General features: G+C 39.5%; 23 protein-coding genes. 16 read left to right on the top strand and 7 right to left on the bottom strand.

The genetic code is table 11. From position 1 onward, the window contains the following. Positions 1–11 precede the first annotated feature (11 nt). Entirely contained in the window at positions 12–626 is a 615-nt protein-coding gene (gene yihX / locus M1F26_RS01265; RefSeq protein WP_094960806.1) for a glucose-1-phosphatase, read from the bottom strand. Positions 627–977: 351 nt separating this feature from the next. Here yihX and M1F26_RS01260 point away from each other — a divergent pair, with 351 nt between their 5' ends. Beyond that, positions 978–1,580 (top strand): hypothetical protein, encoded by a 603-nt coding sequence (locus M1F26_RS01260; RefSeq protein ID WP_140171991.1) that lies wholly within the window; start codon positions 978–980, stop codon positions 1,578–1,580. Positions 1,581–1,661: 81 nt separating this feature from the next. Here the strand turns inward: M1F26_RS01260 and typA are convergent, their stop codons facing one another. Continuing rightward, the gene (gene typA, locus M1F26_RS01255; protein WP_004262702.1) at positions 1,662–3,485 is read right to left on the bottom strand and encodes a ribosome-dependent GTPase TypA; all 1,824 of its coding nucleotides are present in this window, start codon (positions 3,483–3,485) and stop codon (positions 1,662–1,664) included. A 433-nt stretch (positions 3,486–3,918) separates the two neighbouring features. On the opposite strand from typA, the gene M1F26_RS01250 reads away from it, so the two are divergent. The 14 genes from M1F26_RS01250 (at position 3,919) to M1F26_RS01185 (ending at position 18,023) form a co-directional block, all read left to right on the top strand. Beyond that, entirely contained in the window at positions 3,919–4,743 is an 825-nt protein-coding gene (locus M1F26_RS01250) for a PadR family transcriptional regulator (RefSeq protein ID WP_227528878.1), read from the top strand. Positions 4,744–5,120: 377 nt separating this feature from the next. Continuing rightward, positions 5,121–6,530 (top strand): glutamate--ammonia ligase, encoded by a 1,410-nt coding sequence (glnA, locus tag M1F26_RS01245; protein ID WP_004262716.1) that lies wholly within the window; start codon positions 5,121–5,123, stop codon positions 6,528–6,530. A 156-nt stretch (positions 6,531–6,686) separates the two neighbouring features. Further along, positions 6,687–7,736, top strand: coding sequence for a nitrogen regulation protein NR(II) (glnL, locus tag M1F26_RS01240; RefSeq protein WP_004262719.1), 1,050 nt, complete (start codon positions 6,687–6,689; stop codon positions 7,734–7,736). A gap of 9 nt (positions 7,737–7,745) precedes the next feature. Further along, the gene (gene glnG, locus M1F26_RS01235) at positions 7,746–9,218 is read left to right on the top strand and encodes a nitrogen regulation protein NR(I) (RefSeq protein ID WP_094960810.1); all 1,473 of its coding nucleotides are present in this window, start codon (positions 7,746–7,748) and stop codon (positions 9,216–9,218) included. A gap of 902 nt (positions 9,219–10,120) precedes the next feature. After that, the gene (locus M1F26_RS01230) at positions 10,121–10,645 is read left to right on the top strand and encodes a fimbrial protein (protein ID WP_094960816.1); all 525 of its coding nucleotides are present in this window, start codon (positions 10,121–10,123) and stop codon (positions 10,643–10,645) included. A 59-nt stretch (positions 10,646–10,704) separates the two neighbouring features. After that, positions 10,705–11,373, top strand: coding sequence for a molecular chaperone (locus tag M1F26_RS01225; protein ID WP_140171990.1), 669 nt, complete (start codon positions 10,705–10,707; stop codon positions 11,371–11,373). A gap of 26 nt (positions 11,374–11,399) precedes the next feature. Continuing rightward, positions 11,400–13,910 (top strand): fimbria/pilus outer membrane usher protein, encoded by a 2,511-nt coding sequence (locus M1F26_RS01220; RefSeq protein WP_140171989.1) that lies wholly within the window; start codon positions 11,400–11,402, stop codon positions 13,908–13,910. Between the two features lie 13 nt (positions 13,911–13,923). Continuing rightward, a complete protein-coding gene (locus M1F26_RS01215; protein WP_140171988.1) occupies positions 13,924–14,883 on the top strand; it encodes a fimbrial protein in 960 nt (319 codons plus the stop codon). A gap of 9 nt (positions 14,884–14,892) precedes the next feature. Next, complete coding sequence (locus tag M1F26_RS01210; protein ID WP_140171987.1) at positions 14,893–15,408, top strand: fimbrial protein; 516 nt, start codon at positions 14,893–14,895, stop codon at positions 15,406–15,408. A gap of 13 nt (positions 15,409–15,421) precedes the next feature. Next, positions 15,422–15,919: a fimbrial protein gene (locus tag M1F26_RS01205; RefSeq protein WP_227528877.1), complete on the top strand. Its 498-nt coding sequence runs from the start codon at positions 15,422–15,424 to the stop codon at positions 15,917–15,919. Between the two features lie 52 nt (positions 15,920–15,971). Next, positions 15,972–16,199 carry a helix-turn-helix domain-containing protein gene (locus tag M1F26_RS01200; RefSeq protein WP_140171986.1) on the top strand — a complete coding sequence of 76 codons (228 nt, stop codon included), beginning with the start codon at positions 15,972–15,974 and terminating at the stop codon, positions 16,197–16,199. A gap of 49 nt (positions 16,200–16,248) precedes the next feature. Continuing rightward, positions 16,249–17,226, top strand: a complete 978-nt coding sequence (locus tag M1F26_RS01195; protein ID WP_180359508.1) for a fimbrial protein — start codon at positions 16,249–16,251, stop codon at positions 17,224–17,226. Between the two features lie 189 nt (positions 17,227–17,415). After that, positions 17,416–17,637 carry a helix-turn-helix domain-containing protein gene (locus tag M1F26_RS01190; RefSeq protein WP_140171984.1) on the top strand — a complete coding sequence of 74 codons (222 nt, stop codon included), beginning with the start codon at positions 17,416–17,418 and terminating at the stop codon, positions 17,635–17,637. 98 nt (positions 17,638–17,735) lie between these two features. Next, positions 17,736–18,023 (top strand): helix-turn-helix domain-containing protein, encoded by a 288-nt coding sequence (locus tag M1F26_RS01185; RefSeq protein WP_140171983.1) that lies wholly within the window; start codon positions 17,736–17,738, stop codon positions 18,021–18,023. An 84-nt stretch (positions 18,024–18,107) separates the two neighbouring features. On the opposite strand, the gene M1F26_RS01180 is transcribed toward M1F26_RS01185, so the two are convergent. Next, positions 18,108–18,989, bottom strand: a complete 882-nt coding sequence (locus M1F26_RS01180; protein WP_110592684.1) for a LysR family transcriptional regulator — start codon at positions 18,987–18,989, stop codon at positions 18,108–18,110. A 182-nt stretch (positions 18,990–19,171) separates the two neighbouring features. Here M1F26_RS01180 and ampC point away from each other — a divergent pair, with 182 nt between their 5' ends. Continuing rightward, on the top strand, positions 19,172–20,314 hold the full coding sequence (gene ampC / locus M1F26_RS01175; protein WP_227528876.1) for a class C beta-lactamase: 1,143 nt from the start codon (positions 19,172–19,174) through the stop codon (positions 20,312–20,314). Positions 20,315–20,489: 175 nt separating this feature from the next. Here ampC and hemN read toward each other — a convergent pair whose 3' ends face one another. The 4 genes from hemN to M1F26_RS01155 form a co-directional block, all read right to left on the bottom strand. Next, complete coding sequence (gene hemN / locus M1F26_RS01170; RefSeq protein WP_140171982.1) at positions 20,490–21,863, bottom strand: oxygen-independent coproporphyrinogen III oxidase; 1,374 nt, start codon at positions 21,861–21,863, stop codon at positions 20,490–20,492. A 332-nt stretch (positions 21,864–22,195) separates the two neighbouring features. Next, positions 22,196–22,711: a Der GTPase-activating protein YihI gene (gene yihI / locus M1F26_RS01165; protein ID WP_140171981.1), complete on the bottom strand. Its 516-nt coding sequence runs from the start codon at positions 22,709–22,711 to the stop codon at positions 22,196–22,198. Positions 22,712–23,077: 366 nt separating this feature from the next. Continuing rightward, positions 23,078–24,412, bottom strand: a complete 1,335-nt coding sequence (locus tag M1F26_RS01160) for an NCS2 family permease (RefSeq protein WP_140171980.1) — start codon at positions 24,410–24,412, stop codon at positions 23,078–23,080. A 186-nt stretch (positions 24,413–24,598) separates the two neighbouring features. Next, positions 24,599–25,351, bottom strand: coding sequence for an amino acid ABC transporter permease (locus M1F26_RS01155; RefSeq protein ID WP_140171979.1), 753 nt, complete (start codon positions 25,349–25,351; stop codon positions 24,599–24,601).

Genomic DNA, 25,351 nt, shown 5'->3' with positions numbered 1-25,351 from the left:
AAATCAGGATGTTATTCAACTTCTGCACTAAAATCGTAAGTGCGGAAATATTCAGGAATGGTGTCTTTATCCACAACATGAATACTACGAATACCAAGGGCTTCTGCGGCTTTTACATTTTCTTCGACATCATCAAAGAAAATAGCATCTGCAGCATCAAACTCTTCTGATTGCAGTACATATTTGTAGATTTCAGGATCAGGCTTACGCATGCCTAAATCTTGGGACAGATATAGGAAATCGGAGGAGGCTGCAATTTCTGGGTAGTGTGCTGGCCAGTAGTCTAGATGTAGACGGTTGGTATTCGATAAAACCACCACTCGGTGCCCTTGCTCACGCAGGCGTTCCATAATATCAATGACTTCAGGTCTTAACGAAATAAAAATAGCGTGCCAGCCTTCAGCAAAGTCTTCAAAGCTTAGAGTGATGTCCATTTCTTCACAAAGCAGCTCAGCAAACTCGATGTCTGAAATTTTTCCACACTCATGTAATTGAAAGATATTACCAAAAGTAAACCGTGATTTGATCTCTTCACTTGGTGTACCACTGAGTTCAGACCATTTATCAAATACACGATTAAAGTCGATATCAATAATCACATTACCCATATCGAAGATATACAGCATAAATTTTCCTCATTGTTATTCACTAAATTTACTTTAATCATTATTCACGCAACTGAACAGCCCTAATTAGTGATAATTCACGTTATTTTGTCAATTTATCGATTAAGCAATCCACACTTAGCGCAATTAATGAACAACAAACCAGACGATTTGTTCCATTAATGAGAAAACGCTTTTTATCCCAAAGGTGCTATTTCACACAGCACTATCGATTTTTGATACTAAATGTTAAGTCCCTCCATACGCTTTTTGCATAATAGTTTTTACGTAGCAAGTCATGCCACAAGCAATGTGAGCTGATATCTATCCGATATCAGTAATAAATAAATCTTAAAATATAAAAGTCATACTATGAAAATAGATAAAACAATCTCTTGGCCGATTGCTATTCTATGGGGAAGCTTATTTTTAATTCCATTATTTAATACTATCCCCCTGAATTTTAATATCGACCTCACAACAAAAATTATTGAATATTTTCAATCTATTATTCTCATTATCAGTGCCATTTTCACTTGGTTTTATATGAAACCGTTACAACAAAAAAGTCAGGGAATGAAATTATTTTGGGTGTGGGCAACTATCTGGTGGGTAACATTATTTGGCAGAGGAGTAAATTGGGGACGTGAGTTTTTTCCTTACCTAGACCACTCTTACTTCAGGCTAATTTCTATCATCTTGATTGGCAGTTTAGTTTTGATGCTATTTGCTTCTTCATTAAGAAAAAGTATTATTTTTCACCTAAAAAACACAGCTATTCCACTTTGGAGCCTACTACTGACCCTGTGCGCTTTTGTGATTTCAGATAGTGTTGAACACCATAGATTTCTTAGTTCAGTTTTTCTATATCATTCTGAACTACAAAGCCTTATCGAAGAATTATACGAAGTTCCTTTAATTATCGGACTGTTTATTTCGTCGCTGTATTTTATGAAAAAAGACAAGTCATTATAAACCTTATAAATAAGTAAGGCGCCTTTCGGCGCCTTACTGCATAACTACAATGACGTAATGAACAACATCACGTAACGATAATTAGTCTTCTTTAGAACGGTTTGCACGACGGCGATCGTTCTCAGTCAAGTGACGTTTACGCAGACGAATGGACTGCGGAGTCACTTCAACTAACTCGTCATCATCAATGAACTCAAGTGCTTGTTCCAGAGTCATTTTGATTGGAGGTGACAGCGTTGTTGCTTCGTCAGTACCTGATGCACGCATGTTAGTCAGTTTTTTACCGGTTAAGCAGTTAACGGTTAAGTCGTTAGAACGTGAGTGAATACCGATGATTTGACCTTCATACACTTCAGCACCGTGACCTAAGAACAGCTTACCGCGGTCTTGCAGGCTGTATAGCGCATAAGCAACCGCTTTACCTTGACCATTGGAGATCAGAACGCCGTTTTGACGGCCACCGATTTCACCTGGGCGAACATCGTCGTAATGACTGAATGTTGAATACAGTAAACCCGTACCTGATGTCATTGTCATGAATTCAGTACGGAAGCCAATCAGACCACGGCTTGGGATCACGTAGTCAAGACGTACGCGGCCTTTACCGTCTGGCATCATGTCGCGCAGGTCACCTTTACGTTCACCTAAAGCTTTCATGATGTCGCCTTGGTGCTGTTCTTCAACGTCTAAAGTCACTTGTTCAAATGGCTCTTGTTTACGGCCATCGATTTCACGAATGATAACTTTTGGACGCGATACTGCTAATTCGAAACCTTCACGACGCATGTTTTCAATCAGAACAGATAAATGAAGCTCACCACGACCAGAAACGCGGAATGCGTCTGGATCTTGAGTTTCTTCAACACGCAGTGCAACGTTGTGAACCAATTCTTTATTCAAGCGGTCAAGGATCTGACGTGAAGTCACGAATTTACCTTCTTTACCGCAGAATGGTGAGGTATTAACACAATAGAACATGCTAACTGTTGGCTCATCAACCGCTAACGCAGGCAATGCTTCAACGCTACCGACTTGGCAAATGGTGTCAGAAATGTTCAGTTCACCTAAACCTGTCAGAGCAACGATATCACCCGCTTCAGCTTGTTGTGAATCAATACGCTCTAAACCTAAGTGAGTCAGAACTTTACCAATTTTACCGTTACGAGTTTTACCTTCGCTATCGATAACTGTTACTTGTTGGTTAGGCTTAACAACACCACGTTTGATACGGCCGATACCGATAACACCTAAATAGCTGTTGTAATCCAATTGCGAAACTTGCATTTGGAATGGGCCATCGATATCCACTGCTGGTGGTGCAACATGTTCCACAATCGCTTCATACAGTGGAGTCATGTCTTCAGCCATGTTTTCGTGGTCAAGGCCTGCGATACCGTTTAATGCAGATGCATAAACAATAGGGAAATCGAGTTGCTCATCCGTTGCACCTAAGTTCACGAATAAGTCGAATACTTGGTCAACAACCCAATCAGGGCGTGCGCCTGGGCGGTCAACTTTATTGATAACAACAATAGGACGTAAACCGTGGTCGAACGCTTTTTGCGTTACGAAACGAGTTTGTGGCATTGGCCCATCCATCGCATCAACAACCAGCAGTACGCAGTCAACCATAGACATAACGCGCTCAACCTCACCACCGAAATCGGCGTGACCTGGGGTGTCTACGATATTGATATGATAACCATTCCATTGGATAGCGGTATTTTTAGCAAGGATAGTAATACCACGCTCTTTCTCCAAGTCATTGGAGTCCATAACACGCTCATCAACAGTTTCACGTTCACCGAACGTGCCTGATTGCTGCAATAATTTACCAACCAGTGTGGTCTTGCCATGGTCAACGTGAGCGATGATGGCGATGTTTCTTAAATTTTGAATTGACAAGGATTTTTACCGTTTAATTGACAGGAAAGGAATATGCTTACTGAGCCGTTATTTACACCCAAAGCATACTTTCTACGTTAATTTGCTGTTATTTTACACGTTTTTCCGCACAAGTGGAATAAATGTGAAACCCATCACTGTATAAAAAGTTTTTAACGAAAAAACATTCAGTTGCGAGATTGAGCCAAAATACCTAATAAAAATAGGCCTATCAGCACTGTGAAATCACGAAGTGACAGAATAATACGCTAAAAACTTAATATTAGCAGCCCAAAAAAAGAACAAAAAATAGACTTTCTTTCTTAACTGCCAGTTTAAATATCTTTTTGCGTTATTTAGATATATCTAAATTGACTATTTAGATATATCTAAATATAGTAAACCCATAAAATAAATTCGATATATCTAAAGTTACACGCTAAGGAGTAACTATATGCTAATTAAATCTTGTCGTCATGTATATTATGCACACCACGATGAAAATCAACGTGGCCACCACGGTGGATGTTGCCACAATGAAGGCCGTCATGGCCATGGACACAGTGAACGCTGTCACGGCGAAGGCCGTCATGGTCACGGACACAGTGAACGCTGTCACGGCGAAGGCCGTCATGGTCACGGACACAGTGAACACTGCCACGGCGAAGGCCGTCATGGTCACGGACACAGTGAACACTGCCACGGCGAAGGCCGTCATGGTCACGGACACGGTGAACGCTGCCACGGCGAAGGCCGCCAAAGAGGCCGCGGAAGAGGCAAAGGCCTGCGTCGTTTATTCGACCATGGCGATCTTCATATAATGGTACTTTCGTTAGTCGCTAAAAAACCAAGCTATGGCTACGAAATTATCAAAGATATTCAAGAAGCCTCAAATGGCTTGTATGTTCCTAGCCCGGGGGTTATTTACCCAACGCTAACACTGCTTGAAGAACAAGGTTTCTTGGAGTCTCAGATTGTTGAACGCAATCGCAAAAGTTTTACGATTACACCTGAAGGCTCTGCCCATCTAGCTCAAAATAAAGAAATTGAAGCGGTTATTGCTCGTAAGCTGGCAAAAGCACGTGATATGCAACAAGGCAGTAATTTAGCAGAAGACATTGAGGTGGCAGTCAGTCGCTTTAAAGCTTTATTACGTCACAAAATGGTTTTAAAACAGCTAAATGAAGAACAGACTCGCCAAATAGCTTCCATTATCAATGATGCAGTAAAACAAATTGAAGAAGTAAATACGTTATTAACCAATAGCGATGAAGATTAATGCAGCTGCTTGAGATTAAATAACCTCATTTCTTTTAGATTTCATCAGCATTGCGCTTTAACAGAGCACAGTGCTGATTTTTTATTTGAAATCCCACCGATAGCCCCCAAATTCACTCAAAGCACCAAAATAGTGCAAACACCCAACAAGAAGCACCAAAACGGTGCAATTCATGCCTATTTTTAACTCAATCGATTGATATTCCTTCGTAACAATCAGTATTTACTATGATTAAAAAGTTGGCACGCTTTTCGCTTATCTATTTATAGAGCGCGTGCTACCTATTTATATATGACTAACACGCCAGACAAACAACAAACATATTATCAATATGATAGCCTGTGATTTGTTGATTAGACCCGACCAGGAGAGCCGAGATGTCCGCTGAACATGTTTTATCGTTAATTAAAGAGCACAATGTTAGATTTATTGATCTGCGTTTTACCGACACTAAAGGTAAAGAGCAACACATCACTATCCCTGCTCATCAAGTTGACGAAGACTTCTTTGAAGAAGGCCAGATGTTTGATGGTTCATCTATTGGTGGCTGGAAAGGCATCAATGAGTCAGACATGGTATTAATGCCAGACCCATCAACTGCAATGTTAGACCCGTTCTTTGCCGATATCACGTTGATCATTCGCTGCGATATTTTAGAGCCGGGCACGATGCAAGGTTATGACAGAGACCCACGTTCAATTTCAAAACGTGCGGAAGATTTTCTGCGCTCAAGTGGCATTGCCGATATCGTTCTCTTTGGGCCAGAACCTGAATTTTTCGTTTTTGATGACATTCGTTTTGGTAATAACATGCATGGTAGTTACTACCATATTGATGATATCGAAGCGGCATGGAATACTGGAACCAAGTACGAAGGTGGTAATAAAGGCCATCGCCCTGCAGTAAAAGGCGGTTACTTCCCTGTTCCACCGGTTGATTCATCACAAGACTTGCGTTCAGCCATGTGTACCACAATGGAAGAGATGGGCTTAGTTGTTGAAGCTCACCACCATGAGGTGGCGACAGCTGGCCAAAACGAGGTTGCGACCCGCTTTAATACTATGACTAAAAAAGCGGATGAAACTCAAATTTATAAATATGTTGTTCACAATGTTGCACATGCCTACGGTAAAACAGCCACCTTTATGCCTAAACCTTTAGTGGGCGATAACGGCTCTGGTATGCACTGCCATATGTCTTTATCTAAAGGCGGCGTTAACCTGTTTGCAGGTGACAAATATGGCGGTTTATCCGAAATGGCGCTGTACTACATCGGCGGTATTATTAAACATGCACGTGCACTGAACGCATTTACTAACCCAACCACTAACTCATACAAACGCTTAGTTCCGGGCTTTGAAGCACCTGTAATGTTGGCATATTCTGCACGTAACCGCTCTGCTTCGATTCGTATTCCAGTCGTTGCGAGCACTAAAGCACGCCGTATTGAAGTTCGCTTCCCAGACCCAGCAGCTAACCCATATTTAGCGTTTGCGGCTCAGTTAATGGCAGGCCTTGATGGCATCATTAACAAGATCCACCCTGGTGATGCGATGGACAAAAATTTATATGATTTACCACCAGAAGAAGCCAAAGAAATTCCAACAGTTTCTGGCTCTTTAGACGAAGCATTAGCGGAATTAGATAAAGACCGTGAATTCTTAACCCGTGGTGGCGTATTCACGAATGACGCTATTGATGCGTATATCGAATTAACCCGTGCCGACATTCAACGTGTTCGTATGGCACCACACCCTCTCGAATTTGAAATGTACTACAGTGTGTAACACGCCGTTCCACTGTTAGTCTTTGTTGCCGTGAAGCACTTGCCCCATCTTTTGATGGGGCCTTTTATCTCTAACGTATTTACGCAACAAAAATCAAATATCGGTTGTTTGGTCTATCAGGTATAATGCACCAAAATAGTGCAGGAGCAACATTACATGAAAACCGAACATTTGCCAGCACCGGAACATATTCTCGACTCACTCATTAATAGCGTGCTAATTTTGGATTACGACTTGGTTATCCATTACGCCAACCATGCTGCACTCCAGATCTTAACCCAAAGCCAGCGCAAGCTATACGGTACACCACTACCTCTACTATTCAGCTATTGTTCGCTCAATGATGAACTCATGCTTAATAGTTTAAAAGACGGTCACAGTTTTACCGAAAATGAAGTTACCTTGGTCTTTAATAACCATTCCCATGTGATGTCGTTCAGCGCACAGCCTTTTTCAGAGCAATTTATTTTAGTTGAGCTTTCACAATTAGATAGCCAACGGCGTTTGAGCCAAGAACTCGCACAGAATGCCCAGCAATTGGCTGCCCGCGAACTGATCCGTGGACTTGCTCACGAAATCAAAAACCCTCTCGGAGGTTTGCGAGGCGCTGCGCAATTGCTATCTAAAGCGTTGCCTGACCCACAATTAAATGAATATACTCAAGTGATTATCGAACAGGCCGACCGCTTGCGAGCATTGGTTGATCGGCTACTTGGCCCTCAATATCCGGGGCCGAAAACACAGCAAAGTATTCATCATATTATGGAAAATGTAACGCGGTTGGTGTCATTAGAAAAGCCCGATAATGTAACACTAATTCGTGACTATGACCCAAGCCTGCCCGAATTAGAGTATTACCCAGACCAAATCGAGCAAGTGCTGCTAAATATCACCCGAAATGCATTGCAAGCTCTCGCCGAAACGGGAGGCTATATCACTTTGCGTACACGAACGGCTTTTCAAGTCACACTACAAGGTGAACGTTATCGATTAGCTGCACGTATTGATATTGAAGATAACGGCCCTGGTATTCCATTGGCAATTCAGGATACATTGTTTTATCCCATGGTGAGCGGACGGCCTGATGGCACAGGGCTTGGCCTATCGATTGCTCGCAGTTTAGTTGACCAACATGCAGGAAAAATCGAATTTACCAGTTGGCCAGGCCACACTGAGTTTTCCATTTATCTACCAATTAAGAAATAGGAGATAACCATGACGCAGGGAAAAATTTGGGTGGTTGATGATGATAGTTCCATCCGTTGGGTACTTGAGCGTGCATTAGATAATGCAAAATTCGCTTGCACCTGCTTTGACAGTGCGGATGCTGTACTCGCCGCATTAGAAAATTCACTCCCTGATGTGTTGTTATCTGATATCCGTATGCCAGGCACAAATGGTATTGAGCTTCTGAATACCATCAAGCAATCACACCCGCTTCTGCCAATTATTATTATGACAGCACACTCTGACCTTGATGCTGCCGTAAATGCCTACCAATCAGGAGCATTTGATTACTTACCAAAGCCTTTCGATATTGATGAAACCGTCGCATTAGTCGAACGTGCTCTGAATCATAGCCGTGAACAAAACCATACTAGCCGTGAAGCTAAGCAGCCTGCCCCTACAGTCTCTTCGACCATGATCGGGGAAGCACCAGCGATGCAAGAGGTTTATCGCATTATTGGCCGTTTATCGCGTTCATCTATTAGTGTGCTTATTAATGGTGAGTCAGGCACCGGGAAAGAGCTGGTTGCCCATGCGTTACATCAGCACAGCCCTCGTGCCGATGCCCCTTTTATTGCGTTAAATATGGCTGCCATTCCCAAAGATTTAATTGAATCTGAGCTATTTGGCCACGAAAAAGGCGCATTTACTGGGGCGACCCAAGTACGTCAGGGCCGATTTGAACAAGCTAACCATGGGTCATTGTTTTTAGATGAAATCGGCGATATGCCCCTTGATGTACAAACTCGCTTGTTACGTGTTCTGGCTGAAGGCCAATTCTATCGTATTGGGGGTTATACCCCAGTCAATGTGGATGTACGGATTATTGCAGCGACCCACCAAGATCTTGAAAAACGAGTTAAAGAAGGCTTATTTCGCGAAGACTTATTTCACCGATTAAATGTCATTCGAGTACAATTACCACCGCTACGTGAACGCACTGAAGATATCCCACGTCTCGCCGATTATTTTCTACAAAATACGGCAAAAGAACTCGGTGTCGAAGCTAAAGTTCTCCACCCTGACAGCGAAAAAATTCTTCAGCGCTATTATTGGTCAGGTAACGTTCGCCAATTGGAAAATGTTTGCCGTTGGTTAACCGTGATGGCAGCAAGCCAAGAAATTTTACCGCAAGATTTGCCCGATGATTTACTTGAAGAGCACCCACAACAAAATGCAGTGGTAAAATCATCGCAAGCTGATTCCATGCCAACACAATCATTGTCATCACAAAATCCTATTTCTGCAGCTCAGTGGTTTGAATTACTTGAAGAGTGGACCGATAACGCATTAATGGACGGTAAAGAAGACCTTTTTTCTCAAACCATCCCCCTACTTGAACGTACCATGCTAAATTGCGCGTTAAAATACACCAATGGCCATAAGCAAGAAGCTGCCCGTTTATTAGGCTGGGGAAGAAATACGTTAACTCGCAAATTAAAAGAATTAGGAATTGAATAGCTTCAAATATTCACCATCATATTAAGATAATGTACGAAGTAATTTATTACTTCATACTTATCTTAATATTAAATAATTCGACCTTGATATTCAAGAGTTAATTATTGACTTTGCTATCCCAACACCGATTAATACAATGAATAATAAACAAAATAAAAAAAAGATATTGCAGGCAGAAAGCCTATTATCACCTGAACAGAATTTCAATTTATACAAGTAGCATTAATACAAGAATAATGTCGTTTATAGGAATTTTATAACAATGAACACTGTAGCTTAAACGTATCTATAAATAAGAAACTTCTTATGTAGCCTTAGCATAATTAATGAAGATTAAGGCTACTCAATTGAATTTAACCGAAAATATTCAAAGGGCAATTTAATATTTTCTGAAAGCCGAGATTAATGACTTAACTGTTTTCATTCATTTTCTGAATGACAATACCCTTTCTTTATTCAAAAAATGAAATAAATAGCACATTTAGACCTACGAAATTCGATAGTCACACTATTATTTCGTTTTACGATAGTACAAATTAAACATTCTCCAAATGTGGTCTGACGTGTCAAAGTCTTATAACCCCAAATAATCACTATATGAGAGACAAATTAAACTTATCTCCTACTTTATAATTATTCTTAGTTTTATATCGTTATTTCACTTTAGTAAAAATCCCACCTAAAAATATATTTACCTTAAGATAAAATAGAGCTTCAATTACTCTCCCATACAGTGTTAACTTAATTAAAAAAATTAAATACATTAAAATTTAATTATATTTTACCAAATTTGACAAAACTTGTTTATTTTAAAAAATAGTTTCAAAATACTCTCCAATTGAGTAATTGGTAATTCCACCTACTCAATGAAAAATAAATAATTATCTTTTGGAGAAAAACAAATGAAAAAAAACTTACTTGCATCATTAATTGCTGCAACCTCAATCTTTGCTGTTAATAATGCATTAGCAGCAGATGGTACTATCGACTTTACAGGTGAAATCATCGACCAAGCATGCGAATTAGCAGCTGGCTCTGATGCACTAAAAGTAAACTTAGGTCAAGTATCTAAAAAAGCATTACCAAACGCAGGAAGCACTGCTGCTGCAACTAAATTTACGATTAAATTAATTAATTGCCCTGCTACAGTAACAACGGCTTCAGTAAAATTTGATGCTGATTCTTATATTGGTGATGATGAAGTTATTAAATTAAAAGAAGAAACTGGCGTTGCAACTGGCGTTGGAATTCAAATTACTGATGATACGAATAAAATTGTTCCATTATTTACTGCCTCTAAAGCATATCCATTACAACAAAATGTGGAAAATAATTTAGATTTCAGAGCACGTTATATTGCTAAGTCTGACACAGTGACTCCTGGTCCTGCAAATGCGACAGCAACTTTCACAATCAATTATAACTAAGTAATAAATAAGGTTTAAAAGGACTTAAGCCTTATCTAATAATAATCAATGGTGGTATTATGAAATCTATTATCTATATTTTCATTTCCTTACTTACGCTAATAAATACTGCGAATGCTGGTGTTATAATTGGTGGAACCCGTGTTATTTATAATGAGGGAAACAAAGATGTCAGCATCAGCGTAGAAAATCCAGATAAAATCCCTTATTTGATTCAATCTTGGATAGATAATATAGATGAAAAAAAACAGTCTGATTTTTCTATCACACCACCATTATTTAGGCTAAATTCAGATAGAACTAATGCGCTTAGAATATTTTTAACAGAAAATAAATTACCTAATGATAGAGAGTCATTGTTCTGGTTAAATATAAAAACTATTCCAGCAACAGAAAGAACAGAAAACTCATTACAAATTGCCTTCAAAACACAAATGAAATTAATTTATCGCCCTAAAGCATTAAAAGATGTTAATTTTATTGAAGAGCAAAAAAAATTAGTGTGGTCTAAATCTGGAAATAAAATTACGGTTAAAAACCCAACACCTTATTTTATGAATTTCCAGAGCATCAGCTTTAACGGAACAAAGGCTAATGATGTTTCTTATGCTGCACCTTTCTCAAGTGCGACTTTTGAGGTTAATAACTCAAATACTAATGGAACAATTAAATGGGAAGTTATTAATGATTATGGTGCAGCACCAGAAGCACTCAAAAAGAAAATATAAAACTATAAAATAAGTTGGGCTTTATCATGAAAATAAATAAAATATCTCTAGGCCTACTATTATATTTAGGCTATACCGCATCGCTATATGCTGAAGAAAAAACAGAAAATAATGTCTACTTTGATCCTGACTTTTTAGAGCTACCGAATAAAGATTCGGTTGATTTGTCACAGTTCGAGAATAATGAGCAATTAGCCGGTGACTACTATGTTGATATTTATGTCAACACCAACTTAATTGGTGCTAAAAATCTTAAATTTGAAAAAAATAGCCGTAACCAATTAGTTCCATGTTTATCACTTGCTGACATTAAAGAGTTTGGTATCAAAACAGCGGAATACCCTGAATTACAAACCGCAGGAAGTCACTGTGTAAACCTTGCAGCGATCCCTGATGCCACAAGTAATTTTGAGTTTGATTCTCAACGTTTATATTTAAGCATCCCCCAAATCGCATTGGATAGAAACCCAAGGGGTTACGTTGACTTAGCCAATATCGATAATGGGATCAACGCACTGCTATTAAATTATAGCTATAACGGCTCTAAGAATTACGATCGTAAAAGTAGTGGCTCGGATAACACATCCCATTATGTAAATTTAAGACCTGGCTTAAATATTGGAGCATGGCGGCTACGCAATTACACAACATGGTCAAGTAGTACCGACCAATCCGGTAAATGGGACACCATTTATACCTATGCATCACGTGGCATAAATAGTATCAAAAGTCAGTTAACCTTGGGGGATAGTGTCTCACCTTCGATGGTTTTTGATAGCGTGCCATTTCGCGGAGCTCAGCTTGCGACAGATGATGATATGTCCCCTGAAAGTTTGCGCGGATATGCACCCGTTGTACGTGGGATTGCTCGTAGCAACGCACAGGTGACGATCCGCCAAAATGGTTACATTATCTACCAAACCGAGGTGGCTGCGGGCCCTTTTGAAATCAATGACTTATATCCAACAGGGGGAAGCGGAGATTTGCATGTCACCATAAAAGAATCCAACGGTAGCGAGCAATATCAAATTGTTCCTTTTGCTTCATTACCTGTATTGCAACGTGAAGGATATTTTTCTTATAGCGTAACGGGCGGGGAATACCGCGCTTATGACAGTAGCATTGATAAAACAAAATTTGGCCAATTTACCTTAATCTATGGTCTACCATATGGTATTACCGCTTATGGTGGTAGCCAAGTGAGTGAGTATTACCAATCTTACTCAATCGGTGCAGGCCAAAACCTTGGGCGATTTGGTGCATTATCCATTGACGTTACTCATGCAAATTCAACGCTAAGTAATGATGTTAAGGAGAAAGGTCAATCATACCGCTTCCGCTATAACAAAAATATCAACGATATTGGTACGAATATCGCATTAGCGGGTTACCGCTATTCCACTAAAGGTTTTTATAGTTTAGCGGAAGTCTTTGATGGTTATAGAAATACAAACTATGCTCCAGAAATTGAACGACGCCGTAATCGCGGTGAAATCACCCTCAGCCAAAACTTAGGGGATAACTTTGGTTCAATCTCTGTCGGCTACATCAATGAAGACTACTGGAATAGTGACCGTAAAACACAATCTGCTACCGTGGGTTACAACAACAGCTGGCAAGGCATCAGTTATAGTTTGAATTATACCTATAACAAAAATACCAATAGCTACTCATACACTTCCGGTAGCCGCACGAAAAGTGAAGATGACCATCAATTAGCGTTTTCGGTCAGTGTGCCATTTACCGTGTTTGATAACACCTTCTATTACAACTTTAACAGTAATAGTAGCAGCAACGGCCCAAGCACAGGCAGCATTGGGCTTTCCGCTTCACAACTCAATAACCGCTTAAATTGGAGTATGCAGCAGGGTTTCACCACTCAAGAACAAGGTACGAGCGGCAATATGAACGCCTCTTATAAAGGCCAATATGGTGAAGTTTCAGGCGGCACTGGCTATAGCAAAGACAACTATAACCTTTATTACGGGGTGAATGGTAGCTTAGTGGCTCACTCTGGCGGCCTTGTACTCGGCCAACAATTAGGGGAAACCGCAGCGATTGTTGAAATCCCAGATGCAGGTGATGTACCAGTATTAAACCAAGCTGGGGTTGTTACTAATAACCAAGGTTATGCGCTCGTACCTTATGTCACTGCTTATCGCAAAAATGTGATTGATATTGACACCTCTGAACTACCTGAAAATACAGAAATGGAGTTAACCAGCCAAAGTGTTGCTCCAAGTCGCGGTGCTCTGGTGAAAGCTAGTTTTGCGGCGAATGTCGGGTACCGAGCCATCATGATATTAACCTTTGCTGATGGTAACCCCGTACCTTTTGGTGCTCAGGCGATCTTTAAAGATAATCCTCAGCTAAATAATATAGTGGGCAATGATGGCGAAATTTATTTATCTGGCTTAGCTGAAAATGGCAATTTTATTATTCAATATAACGATAAACAACAATGCCAAGTAAATTATAACTTAGCAGGTATATCGAATTATATGGGGTTATATAAAACAACCGCTGTTTGCCGATAATAAGGAGTAAATAATGAAAAATTTTATTTATAGAACAATATTGGCAGTGAGTTGTATCTATTTATACTCAGGATATGCTAATGCAGCATGTGTGCAAAATCCTACATGGAGAAATATACAAAAAACAATACCTAATGAAACAATCAACATACAATATGATGACACTAGGTCTTATCAATTAAAATCTATATCTTTACCGATTTATACGGGGACTTATAACCCGACTAATGGTGTTGGTCAAGATTGTGGCGGAAATCAAGTTGGTATTTATCTAGCACCTGTCAGTAATGGTATGGCCGTAAGTGGAATTAATGGTATTGGTGTCAAAGCGAGAATTAATAGCTTTGGACCAAATACCTTCTTTCCTGTCAATGGCCCATATACGGCAACTACATGGACATTCACGAATCCAGCATGGGATATCCGTATAGAAAAAACGGGGCGCGTTACTTCTGGTGGGATTATTTCAATTCGGCAACTCGCTAGATTTTATCAACAAAATAGAAAGACAGGTACCAACTTTTATATTTCAACTGTTTCTTTTTCCACTAACTATCGAATAAATGTACTCAGTTGCTCACTAAAAAATTCAGTTCCTACCATCAACTTAGGGGATTGGTATGATACCCAATTTCCCTCTGTTGGCAGTACCAGTACAAATATCAATATTCCCATAACATTAAGCTGTATGGCGGGTACTAATATCAAAGCGATGGTCACAAGTTCTAAATATGAAGATACCGCTACAGGAAAATTAGGGCTAACGGGTACTAATACTGCCACTGGCGTGGCAATACAATTGCTGGATAAAAATAATAACCCAATCAAGTTGAACACGTTAAATAGCCTGCAAAATAATGTACCGGCTGGTGATTATATGTTTGATTGGAAAGCTCGCTATATCAAAACGGCAGATAACATCACGCCGGGTACAGCGAATGCCTCTGCTACTGTAAATATTCGCTATGAGTAGGAATAAAAAATGAAAAACATATCTAAAAATTTACTTTTACTTAGTAGCTTAATATTCAGTGGGAATTTATTTGCTGCTAGCACAGTGACATTGAACTTTACCGGAAATATTCGAGCCGCAACTTGCAATATTACCGGTGGGAATAATATTGATATTGACCTGAAAAATATTTCTGCTGATGTATTTCGTAATGCGAGTTCAGGTTCTAACTGGAACACATTTAATATTAGCCTAAATAATTGTTCATCTTTTATTAATCAAGTAAAACTGACGTTTACAGGAACCGCAGATACTGCGGATGCAGCCAGCTTATACAAAAATCAAGGTACGGCTAAAAACCTAGCCGTTCAACTACAAAATGGTAATGGAACAACCGCTTTAGGTAACCAAAAAGTATTACAAGTTCCGACAAATGGGCAAGCGAATATTAATATTCCATTACGCACACGCGCCTTTAGCTCATTAGGTAATGCCACTCCGGGAACTATTTCCGCCAATATTACGGCAACAATTACCTATTTATAAAAGAGAAAATAATATGAGACATTTTATCCTATTACTATCACTAATGAGCTGTTCTTTAACTGCATTTGGGCTAACAGCAAATATTAAAGTGCATGGCGTCGTTATTGCTGCTCCTTGTGAGGTTGAAAAAAATAATTATTTAATCGATTTGAAAAAAATTAATATTTGGAATATCAAAGATACGCAAAAATCTCCGTGGGTTGATTTTTCCGTGAAGCTAAAAAATTGCCCTATAGGAACCACCAAAGCTGTAATGAAAATATCAGGTACGCCAGACTCAACAATAACTGAACATTTTATTAATAATGGTACGGCGAAAAATGTGGCGCTGAATTTAGCCAACACAGTGAATAAAACAACCATTAAAAATGGTGATACAATTACTGCGAATGTTAATACACAAACACGAAATGTTGAAATTCCTCTGTCTGCAAGAGTTTCGGGATATGGAAATGGTATGATTGCAGGCTCATTTAAAAGCCATTTAGAATTTACATTTACTTATCAATAATTAAATATAATTTCTTATTATAATCACACAAATCTTAATAGGAGATAATTATATGCCTAGCCACTACCCTATTTCAAAAATAATTGGAAATAAAATTACTTATTACCGAAAAATGAAAGGAATGACATTAGAGAATTTATCTAAAGTAGTAGGAGTAAGTGAACAACAGCAATCACGATATGAGCGAGGTATTAATCGAATTAATGTTGATAGGCTCTATCAATATGCAAAAATATTTGACATTAACATTATTGATTTCTTTGTATTTAACAATAGATAATTAAACTAAATTTAAAAATAAAACACTAACTATTTGATCAAGAATGAAAATGAAAAACATACTCTTAATATTTAGTGCTATCGTTACGTTTCCTGGATATATACAAGCGGCCTGTATTCAAAACCCGAACTTACGAAATGTTGTGGTTAATGTACCAACAAGAACATATTCATTGCAATATGATGATACAGGAGCACGAAATCTCGATACTATTCGAGTCAATTTCAAAGGCTCACAAGTTAATACTTATTCAGGTGCAATGCGAAATGGCCTATGTGGTAATGCCTATTTATATGCTGACTATGTCAATGGTTGGGTACCAAACGGCAATAAAATTGCAGCCAGTAATATACCGGGCATCAGCATTCAAGTGAAAGCAACCAATATCGGTTTTTTAAATACACGTTATGGACCACCAACAGCAGCTAACCCAGCCGCTTGGACTATTGCTAACCCATATTGGACGATTACCATAAAAAAAACAGGGCAAGTCACACAGGGCGGAAATTTAAAGGCAGGGCATGTGGGAAGACTAACACAGCGTAACCCTGCACCACATAACAGTACGTGGAATTTAACATCGCTGAATATTCCAGCAGGTGCTATCAAAATTAATGTATTAAAGTGTTCAACAAAAGCGACAAGTTACAACGTTAACTTAGGGACTTGGTACGATACTCAATTTAAAGCAATTGGTACGACTAGCAATAGTGTCAATATACCCATTACATTAAGCTGCGCTGCAGGCACCAATCTAAAAGTGACAGTCACAAGTAGTGCTGGGTATGTTGATATCAATACAGGGAAGATTAAATTGTCTGGGCAAGGGCAAGCAACCGGAGTCGCCATTCAATTATTGGATAGAAATAGTAACCCGATAAAGCTCAACTCAAAGTTCACTTTACAAAACAATGTTGCAGGTGGCGATTATATTTTTAATTGGAAAGCTAGATATATTAAGACTGCTAATAATATAACTGCAGGAACTGCAAACTCAACAGCTTCGGTTAACATAAGATATGAATAAATAGCATCCAACATTAATCATAAAAAGATATTAATTTATTTATAACTTGATTTTTATTGCTAACATCGAAAAATATCATCGAACAATTGATAAATAGCAAATTTACTATTTTATTAAAATGGTTAAGATAGAGAGGTAATCTTTCATCGTGTTTAGTTAGAAATAAAAAATATAATTATAGGAGTATATATGCCTTATTCAACATCTCACCTAATTGGCAAAAAAATACTTTTTTATCGGAAAACGAATGGACTTTCAGTTAATGAACTATCCGAGGTTATTGGCATCAGCCCACAACAACAGTCACGATATGAAAGAGGAGTAAATAGAATTACTTTAGATAGATTGTTCCAGTATGCAACGTATTTTGAGATTGATATTCAATCATTTTTTCAATCTATTGATATTTAATAAATTAAGTAATAATACATAACACTAGAAAAACAAATTACATTAATAATATTTAATTATATTCACATTACAATATTAAATAAGTTAGAGAGAACATTATGAAACGAAAAATATCTAAATCTGTCGGTTTAAAAATAAGGTCATTAAGAGAAAGTCACGGAATGAGTGGTAAAGAATTAAGCATGTTATTAGGTATTAGCCAACAACATCAATCACGCTATGAAAATGGTGAGGTTAATATTCATGTCGATACCATTTACCAATTGGCACAAATATTTAATGTTTCGCCGACCTATTTCTTTACTGAAACCATTACGGATATTAATAGTACAGAGCTCTCTGTTAATAAAAAGAATTATTTCTCTGCTGAAGCTTTGGTATTCTAACCTCTAAATATGAGCATTATAATATGCCAATAAATTAAATATCGGTGCTATTTCTATTTCTATTTATAGTATAGCACCAACTTATTATTCTTTTTTAGACTCCTCCACCAACCAATGACGAAATATCGCCATCGCTGGTGTCATGACTCTTGACTTTAAACGGCTTAACCAATATCCACCCAGTGTTACAGATATATCAAAAGGTTGAACTAACGCCCCAGCACTTAATTCATGACTAAACATGCAACTTGGCACCAATGCTATACTGTCGGTTAATAACGCAGCCTCAACCATTAAACGTGATGAATCAAATACAGGACCTTTGACACGCCAAGGTTCAATCTCCGCAGCTAAAAACCATTTTTCCCATTCATCTTTACGATATGAACGCATTAACTGGTGGGATTTTAAATCTAATGGATGTTTGAGCTGGCTCGCGACTTTCTCTGAACAAAGTACAGTATGAGCTGTTGAAAACAGAGGAATATTTTCAACCAGTGGCCATAAACCCTCCCCAAAGCGGATGGCGAAATCAACCCCTTCCGCCGCTAAATTGACCACGTTATTGTGGGTCATAATACGTAAATCAATATAAGGGTATAGTTCCGAGAATTGGGTTAATCTTGGCAATAACCAGCCCACAGCAAATGTACCGACCACTGAAATACTTAAAGCTTCTCGATAATGGCCATCTTCAAATTGCAATAGTAATGACTCAATCTGGTCAAAAGAGCGGCTCAATACGGGTAGCAATGCAAGCCCTTCATCAGTTAATGCAAGCCCTCGAGGTAAGCGAATAAAGAGTTCTAGTCCCAGCTGCTCCTCTAACAACCTAACTTGTTGACTAACAGCGGCCTGAGTGACATTCAACTCTATTCCTGCTCGTGTAAAACTTAAATGCCGCGCTGAAGCTTCGAATGCCCTAAGCGCATTGAGTGGAAGCCGATGACGATAATTTTCTGCCATAAGATTTTCTTTTACCTCATCGAATTTTATATCGTTTTAAATAATGGCCGAAAGCATGCATACTGCTTGGCAATCGCGGTTTAACCGCCTAATAGCCTATATTAAAGCACTTTAAATTTACAATGAAGTGCTTTCAGTTCCTGTTAGCAATAACTTAAACTTGTACTTATTGGAATAACTCTATGAAAGCTCTTTTTCGTCAGGGGCGAATTTTTGTCGCACTGAGTTTGGCGTTAACCACGCTATCCGCTAATGCGTTCACTCAAAAAGATGTGGATGACATTATTAAACCTCTGATGGAACAAAAACAGATCCCAGGGATGTCTGTCGCAATTTCCGTTGAAGGGAAACACTATATTTATCACTATGGTGTGCAGTCTAAGCAAAGCTTAGTACCTGTCAGTGATGAGACTTTATTTGAGATTGGTTCTTTGTCTAAAACGTTTACTGCCACACTCGCAGCCTATGCACAAGACCAAGGAAAACTCGATTTTTCGCAAAAGGTAAGCCACTATCTTCCTGAATTAAAAGGGTCTGCTTTTGACCAAGTCACAGTAATGAACTTGGCTACTCACACTTCCGGTTTATCGTTATTTGTGCCTGATAGCATTACTAATTCAGCGGAATTAATCTGTTATTACCAACATTGGAAACCGACCAAAGCCATTGGGCAATATCGCTCTTATTCAAATCTTGGCGTGGGGTTACTCGGTATCGTTACCGCTAAACAACTCAAAATGCCATTTGAACAAGCGATGGAAAAATTGATGTTGCCTGCACTTGGACTAAAACATACCTATATTCATGTCCCTAAAAATCAACAGAAAAATTATGCTCAAGGTTATAATAAGAACAATCAACCCGTTCGTGTAACACCACAAATTTTAGATGCTGAATCTTATGGTTTGAAATCTAACGCTAAAGACCTAATTCGCTTCTTAGATATTAATATGCAAACAAAGAAAGTCGCTAAACCGTGGCAGGAAGCCATAGAGAACACGCATGCTGGGTTCTATATGACCGATTCATTTGTGCAAGATATGATGTGGGAAAGTTATTCATGGCCTGTATCCATTTCTCAATTACAGCAAGGTAACCGAGATGAAATGGCATTACAGCCACAAAAGGTCGAAGCGATTACACCAGCACTACCGCCAGAAACACAAGCTTTCTACAACAAAACCGGCTCAACCAATGGTTTTGCAACCTATGCGGCATTTATTCCTGAAGACCGAGTCGCGGTTGTGATTTTGTCCAACAAATGGTATCCCATCCCTGATCGCATCAGTGCGGCTTATCAGCTAATCGAAAAAGCGAAATACTAGCCCCCGCAGAAGATGCAGAATGTGGAATAACGCTATAACGAATATTTAATACTCAAAATAGTTCGTTCTGCCGCTAGGCGGCAAGAGAAGCTAAGCCCTAGGAGCATACATAAAGTATGTGACTAGGGTTAGCGAACGCAGCCAACAACGCGACAGGGCGAAATATGAAGAGTATTTAGATGACACGGGAAAACTGCCGCTGCCTCATCTGATTTCTCAAATAAACATCAAAACACATACAAATATTACGAATAAGTAAACGCCCTTGCGGCGTAACTTTAATTCCTTTGTCTGTCATTTCGACTAATCCATCTTCTGCCATTGGCTTCAATAGCTCTAAATCCTCTTTAAAATAAGATTTAAAGTCAATTGGATAGATTGCTTCAATTTGTGCAAAATCCAATTGGAAGTTACAGATTAAGGTTTTAATAACATCACGGCGCAAGCAATCATCATCGGTTAAGACGAGACCTCGCCACAGCGCTTGGCCTTGCTCTTCAACTTGCGCATAATAGGTTTTCAAATCTTTCTGATTTTGCGCGTAGTTATCGCCTAACATACTGATCGCAGAAACGCCTAATCCTAATAAATCACAGTCGCCTTGAGTCGTATAACCTTGGAAATTACGGTGTAAAACCCCTTCTCGTTGGGCCACAGCGAGCTCATCTTCAGGGCGAGCAAAGTGGTCCATACCAATAAATTGATAGCCATCTCTGGTGAGGGTTGCGATTGTGTCTTGCAGAATATCGAGTTTTTGCTCTGCACTTGGTAAATCAGCATCTTTAATTTTACGCTGCGCCGCAAATAAATTAGGCAAATGCGCGTAATTAAACACACTTAAGCGATCTGGTGATAATTCAGCCACTTTCTTTAAGGTAAATGCAAAGCTTTCAGGAGTTTGTTTAGGTAAACCATAAATCAAATCAATACTCGTTGAGGTAAAACCCGTTTCTTTGGCTCGTTTAATTAGGGCAAAAATAAATTCTTCGTCCTGTTCACGGTTAACCAGCACCTGAACTTCTTTATTAAAATCCTGAACTCCCATGCTTAAGCGGTTAAACCCTTCATGGCGCAGATGATCTATCATATCCAGTTCAATTTCACGCGGGTCGACTTCGATGGACATTTCAACATCATCCGCAAAATGAAAATGCTTTTTCAATAAACCAACCAAATGGCTGACTTGAGCTTTATCGAGGTAAGTCGGAGTACCACCGCCCCAATGCATCTGGGTCACAATACGACCTTTTAATAAAGCTGCGCGCTGAATAATTTCTTGTTCAATTACTTTAAGATATTCATCGGCTTTATGTTTTTGGCGTGTCACTAATTTATTACAGCCACAGAAATAACAAAGCTTATGGCAAAAAGGGATATGGACATAGAGCGATAAAGGTCGATCAGGATAACGTTGTGTTGCTTGAACAAACGCATTCTCATCATAATCTTGATTGAATTCCAAGGCTGTGGGATACGAGGTATAACGAGGCCCTGAATAATTGTATTTTTGAATGAGAGAAAGATCCCAAACAATATTTTGCTCTGACATAACATTCCTCAATTGACCAAAAGCTCAAACTATAACGATGACTTCACTCTATTTAATTTGTTATTCGATGAGAGTGAAAATTTTATAACCTGCATAAGCATTATAGACTCTAAATATTTCGAGTTGCAGCTAGGCGACAAGTGAATGAGTCCCTAGGAGTATACATAAGTATGAGACTCGTGCGAATGAACATAGTCAACAACGCTGCAGCTTTGAATATGACGAGTATAAATATGTTAGAGAAAAGAGACTTGATTCAACATCAAAGAAAAGTGAGTTAGCAGAAAAAATAGCCAAATCCCCCGCTAGCGCGAGGGATCTTTTAAACGAAATTATTTACTTTTTAAGATGCGCATAATGTCATCAAGTTTTTCTTCGTCTTCTTCCTCTTCTTCTTCGCTATATTCAATACCGAGAATATTCATCAGTTCATCAATACGGTCTAAACAGGTATCAACATACTGCTGTTCTTGCGCCGTGATAGTTTCGCCATCCTCCAGACGCGCCAAAATGCTATCTAGACGGTCATCGCTTTCTAGCATTTCCAACTCTTTTTCTGGCGTCAGTTTTTCTTTAGCTACTGGCTTTTCTTTCGTCGCTGGACGCGCTACAGGTTTGTTATCATCCACAACTAATGGAATCGGTTTTTTGCTACCAATACGCGGGTCTGTGATGGTAGATTGCCCACCTTTAGCATTGTTAGAAGCAGATTCTTGGTTACGGCTACCAGATTTATGACCACGATGTTTTTTCTCGCGCTTACGCTCACGGCCTTCCGCATTTATCTCTTCTTTAGTTTTACGGTATTTTTTCTTTGGCTTAGCAGCCGGTTTTTTTGGTGCATTCATGGTCTGATACCTTGATAAAGTCAGTTTCTGCTGCGAAATCTAGCAGGATCCCATAAAGGGGGAAAGCACTAGTTTGCAATTTCAGCGGATTTTTTACTCCACCCTGCCTTCGCAATAGTACTTTAATGATTATACCTTAAATAATTTGAGTTGCATGCAAGTAACAAGACGGGAAAGCCATCTGAAGGGGGATTAATCTTCCAAGTGGTTTTACCTAAAAAAATAGAGAGCCATCTTGAGAAATATTCTAAATAATTCAAGTTGTGGCTAGGCGTCAATCGAGGTTACCTCGGGGAGCATACATAAGTATGTGACCCGAGTAGCCGAGTGAAGACAACAACGCCACAGCTTGAAGTATGACGAATATTAGGCGTCGACGAGCACCATTTTTAGTAGGAACATCGCCGCCACTAAAATCACACACAGCCCCAAATCACGCCAGCGGCCTGTACCAATTTTCATTGCACAGTACGCAATAAAGCCTAGTGCGATACCTTCTGTGATTGAGAAGCTAAATGGCATCATCACTGCGGTAATAAATGCGGGTACAGACTCAGTTAAGTCATCCCATTTCACGCGAGTTAGGCTTGATGTCATCAGCACGCCCACGTAAATCAAGGCTCCCGCAGTTGCATAAGCTGGAACCATACCTGCAAGAGGTGAGATAAACATAGTCAATAGGAATAAAACACCAACGACGATCGCGGTTAAACCTGTCCGCCCACCGACAGAAACACCAGAAGAACTTTCGATATATGCAGTGACAGAAGAGGTCCCCATCGCTGAACCTGCGACAGAACTCAAGCTGTCCACATATAACGCTTGTTTCATTCGTGGGAAAGTCCCGCGTTCATTCGTAATACCCGCTTTGTCAGTCACACCTATCATGGTGCCTGATGAGTCAAACAAGTTGACTAACATAAAGGCAAAAATCACACCGGATAACGCTAAATCTAAAGAACCAGAGAAATCAACCTGCCCCACGACACTCGTGATACTTGGCGGCATTGAGAATATCCCAGAATATTTTACATCTCCCAGAGCCAGACCAATCAAAGTGGTCACCGCAATAGAAACTAATACCGCGGCATGAATATTACGAGCTGCTAAGATGGCAATAATAAAGAACCCGAGGGCTCCCAGCCAAACATTATGGTGAGTCAAGTTACCGATAGAAACTAACGTGTCCGGGTTAGCCACAATAATGCCGGAGTTTTTCAGCCCCATCATCGCAATAAATAGGCCGATACCACTGGTGATCCCGACGCGAAGACTAAGCGGGATATTGGCGATAATCCAATAACGTATACGGAATAGTGTCAGAATAAATAAGCCGACAGCCCCCCAAAATACGGCGCCCATAGCAACTTCCCATGAATAACCCATCGCGCCAACTACAACGAAAGCAAAAAAAGCATTCAGCCCCATAGCAGGTGCTACTGCAATCGGTAAATTTGCCAACAGCCCCATCAAAATACTACCAATAGCCGCAATCAAACAGGTGGTGACAAACACAGCTTTGATATCCATGCCTGCAACTGAGAGAATTTGAGGGTTAACAAAAACGATATATACCATCGTTAGGAAGGTGGTGAAGCCTGCAACAACTTCTGTCCGTGCTGTCGTGCCGTGCTCTTGCAATTTAAAAACACGCTGAAACAAGCCCTGCGGTTGTGCCGAGCTAGAAGATTGATTACTCATTAGATATTGCGCCCAAAAAAAGTTTTTTTCGCCCTATACTACAATTAAAAATCACAAAAGAAAACGATTGCGTAAACTATAAGAGGCAAAAATGTCCTAACTAACTGATACGCCAAGATGAAATAATAAAAATAAACCAAAATAGTGGAGTGAGGAAATGGTGGATATTTCACCACCACTTTTAATTTAGGAAAGTGCTAACAGTTTTTGTCGGCGCCAAAACAATAAACGATGTTTCGCAGCCAGTTTCTGGGGTTGATGTTGCGCACTCAGCTTTGTCGCCACCCTATTCGCAATAATTTCTACCGCAAAACACATAACGAAATAAATAAATGCGACGAATAAGAAAACTTCGAGAGGATAAACCATTTCACGGTTATTCACTTGGGTTGCTAAGAAAGAAAGCTCCGCAACACCAACAACATAAGCCAACGAGGTATCTTTAATTAATGCTACCCACTGGTTAATAAATGAAGGAACCATCATACGTAAGGCCTGTGGCAATACGACATTCCACAATACCTGCCAGCGGCTAAATCCCAAGGATAACCCTGCCTGCCACTGCCCTGCCCCTATTGCTAAAATGCCCGCTTTCACAGCATGAGCCAAATATGCGGAGGTAATCAATGCCAATGCGCATACTACCGTTGCAATACCCGGAATTTCCATACCCAATAAGATTGGCAACAGGAAATAGGTCCAAAAAATCAACATAATGACGGGAATTGCACGAAAAAAGCCTAAAACTGCGGCGAACAGGTTAACCCAGAAGCCTCGTAGCATGGCTAAGGCTATTCCACCCAATGTTCCTAATACAATAGAAGCCGCACCGGCAAGTAAACTAATGACTAACGTCAGTGCAGCGCCTTCAAGTGGCCCATCCGGAAAAGTACCAAACAATAAATATTGCCAATTCTGCTCAATAATCGAAAAATCCAT

This window comes from Providencia sp. PROV048, assembly GCF_033688165.1.
Lineage (GTDB): Bacteria > Pseudomonadota > Gammaproteobacteria > Enterobacterales > Enterobacteriaceae > Providencia > Providencia hangzhouensis.
The sequence above is the reverse complement of the archived record's forward strand: the minus strand, read 5'-3'. Positions and strand labels throughout refer to the sequence as shown.

Bases quoted from the DNA above. Each gene is read 5' to 3' on its own strand.
- yihI (WP_140171981.1), bottom strand. From the start codon at position 22,711: ATGAATGCACCAAAAAAACCGGCTGCTAAGCCAAAGAAAAAATACCGT.
- M1F26_RS01185 (WP_140171983.1), top strand. From the start codon at position 17,736: ATGAAACGAAAAATATCTAAATCTGTCGGTTTAAAAATAAGGTCATTA.
- M1F26_RS01215 (WP_140171988.1), top strand. From the start codon at position 13,924: ATGAAAAATTTTATTTATAGAACAATATTGGCAGTGAGTTGTATCTAT.
- M1F26_RS01210 (WP_140171987.1), top strand. From the start codon at position 14,893: ATGAAAAACATATCTAAAAATTTACTTTTACTTAGTAGCTTAATATTC.
- M1F26_RS01220 (WP_140171989.1), top strand. From the start codon at position 11,400: ATGAAAATAAATAAAATATCTCTAGGCCTACTATTATATTTAGGCTAT.
- M1F26_RS01200 (WP_140171986.1), top strand. From the start codon at position 15,972: ATGCCTAGCCACTACCCTATTTCAAAAATAATTGGAAATAAAATTACT.
- yihX (WP_094960806.1), bottom strand. From the start codon at position 626: ATGCTGTATATCTTCGATATGGGTAATGTGATTATTGATATCGACTTT.
- M1F26_RS01230 (WP_094960816.1), top strand. From the start codon at position 10,121: ATGAAAAAAAACTTACTTGCATCATTAATTGCTGCAACCTCAATCTTT.
- M1F26_RS01160 (WP_140171980.1), bottom strand. From the start codon at position 24,412: ATGAGTAATCAATCTTCTAGCTCGGCACAACCGCAGGGCTTGTTTCAG.
- M1F26_RS01250 (WP_227528878.1), top strand. From the start codon at position 3,919: ATGCTAATTAAATCTTGTCGTCATGTATATTATGCACACCACGATGAA.
- M1F26_RS01180 (WP_110592684.1), bottom strand. From the start codon at position 18,989: ATGGCAGAAAATTATCGTCATCGGCTTCCACTCAATGCGCTTAGGGCA.
- M1F26_RS01195 (WP_180359508.1), top strand. From the start codon at position 16,249: ATGAAAAACATACTCTTAATATTTAGTGCTATCGTTACGTTTCCTGGA.
- ampC (WP_227528876.1), top strand. From the start codon at position 19,172: ATGAAAGCTCTTTTTCGTCAGGGGCGAATTTTTGTCGCACTGAGTTTG.
- M1F26_RS01205 (WP_227528877.1), top strand. From the start codon at position 15,422: ATGAGACATTTTATCCTATTACTATCACTAATGAGCTGTTCTTTAACT.
- M1F26_RS01155 (WP_140171979.1), bottom strand. From the start codon at position 25,351: ATGGATTTTTCGATTATTGAGCAGAATTGGCAATATTTATTGTTTGGT.
- M1F26_RS01225 (WP_140171990.1), top strand. From the start codon at position 10,705: ATGAAATCTATTATCTATATTTTCATTTCCTTACTTACGCTAATAAAT.
- hemN (WP_140171982.1), bottom strand. From the start codon at position 21,863: ATGTCAGAGCAAAATATTGTTTGGGATCTTTCTCTCATTCAAAAATAC.
- M1F26_RS01260 (WP_140171991.1), top strand. From the start codon at position 978: ATGAAAATAGATAAAACAATCTCTTGGCCGATTGCTATTCTATGGGGA.
- M1F26_RS01190 (WP_140171984.1), top strand. From the start codon at position 17,416: ATGCCTTATTCAACATCTCACCTAATTGGCAAAAAAATACTTTTTTAT.
- glnA (WP_004262716.1), top strand. From the start codon at position 5,121: ATGTCCGCTGAACATGTTTTATCGTTAATTAAAGAGCACAATGTTAGA.
- glnG (WP_094960810.1), top strand. From the start codon at position 7,746: ATGACGCAGGGAAAAATTTGGGTGGTTGATGATGATAGTTCCATCCGT.
- glnL (WP_004262719.1), top strand. From the start codon at position 6,687: ATGAAAACCGAACATTTGCCAGCACCGGAACATATTCTCGACTCACTC.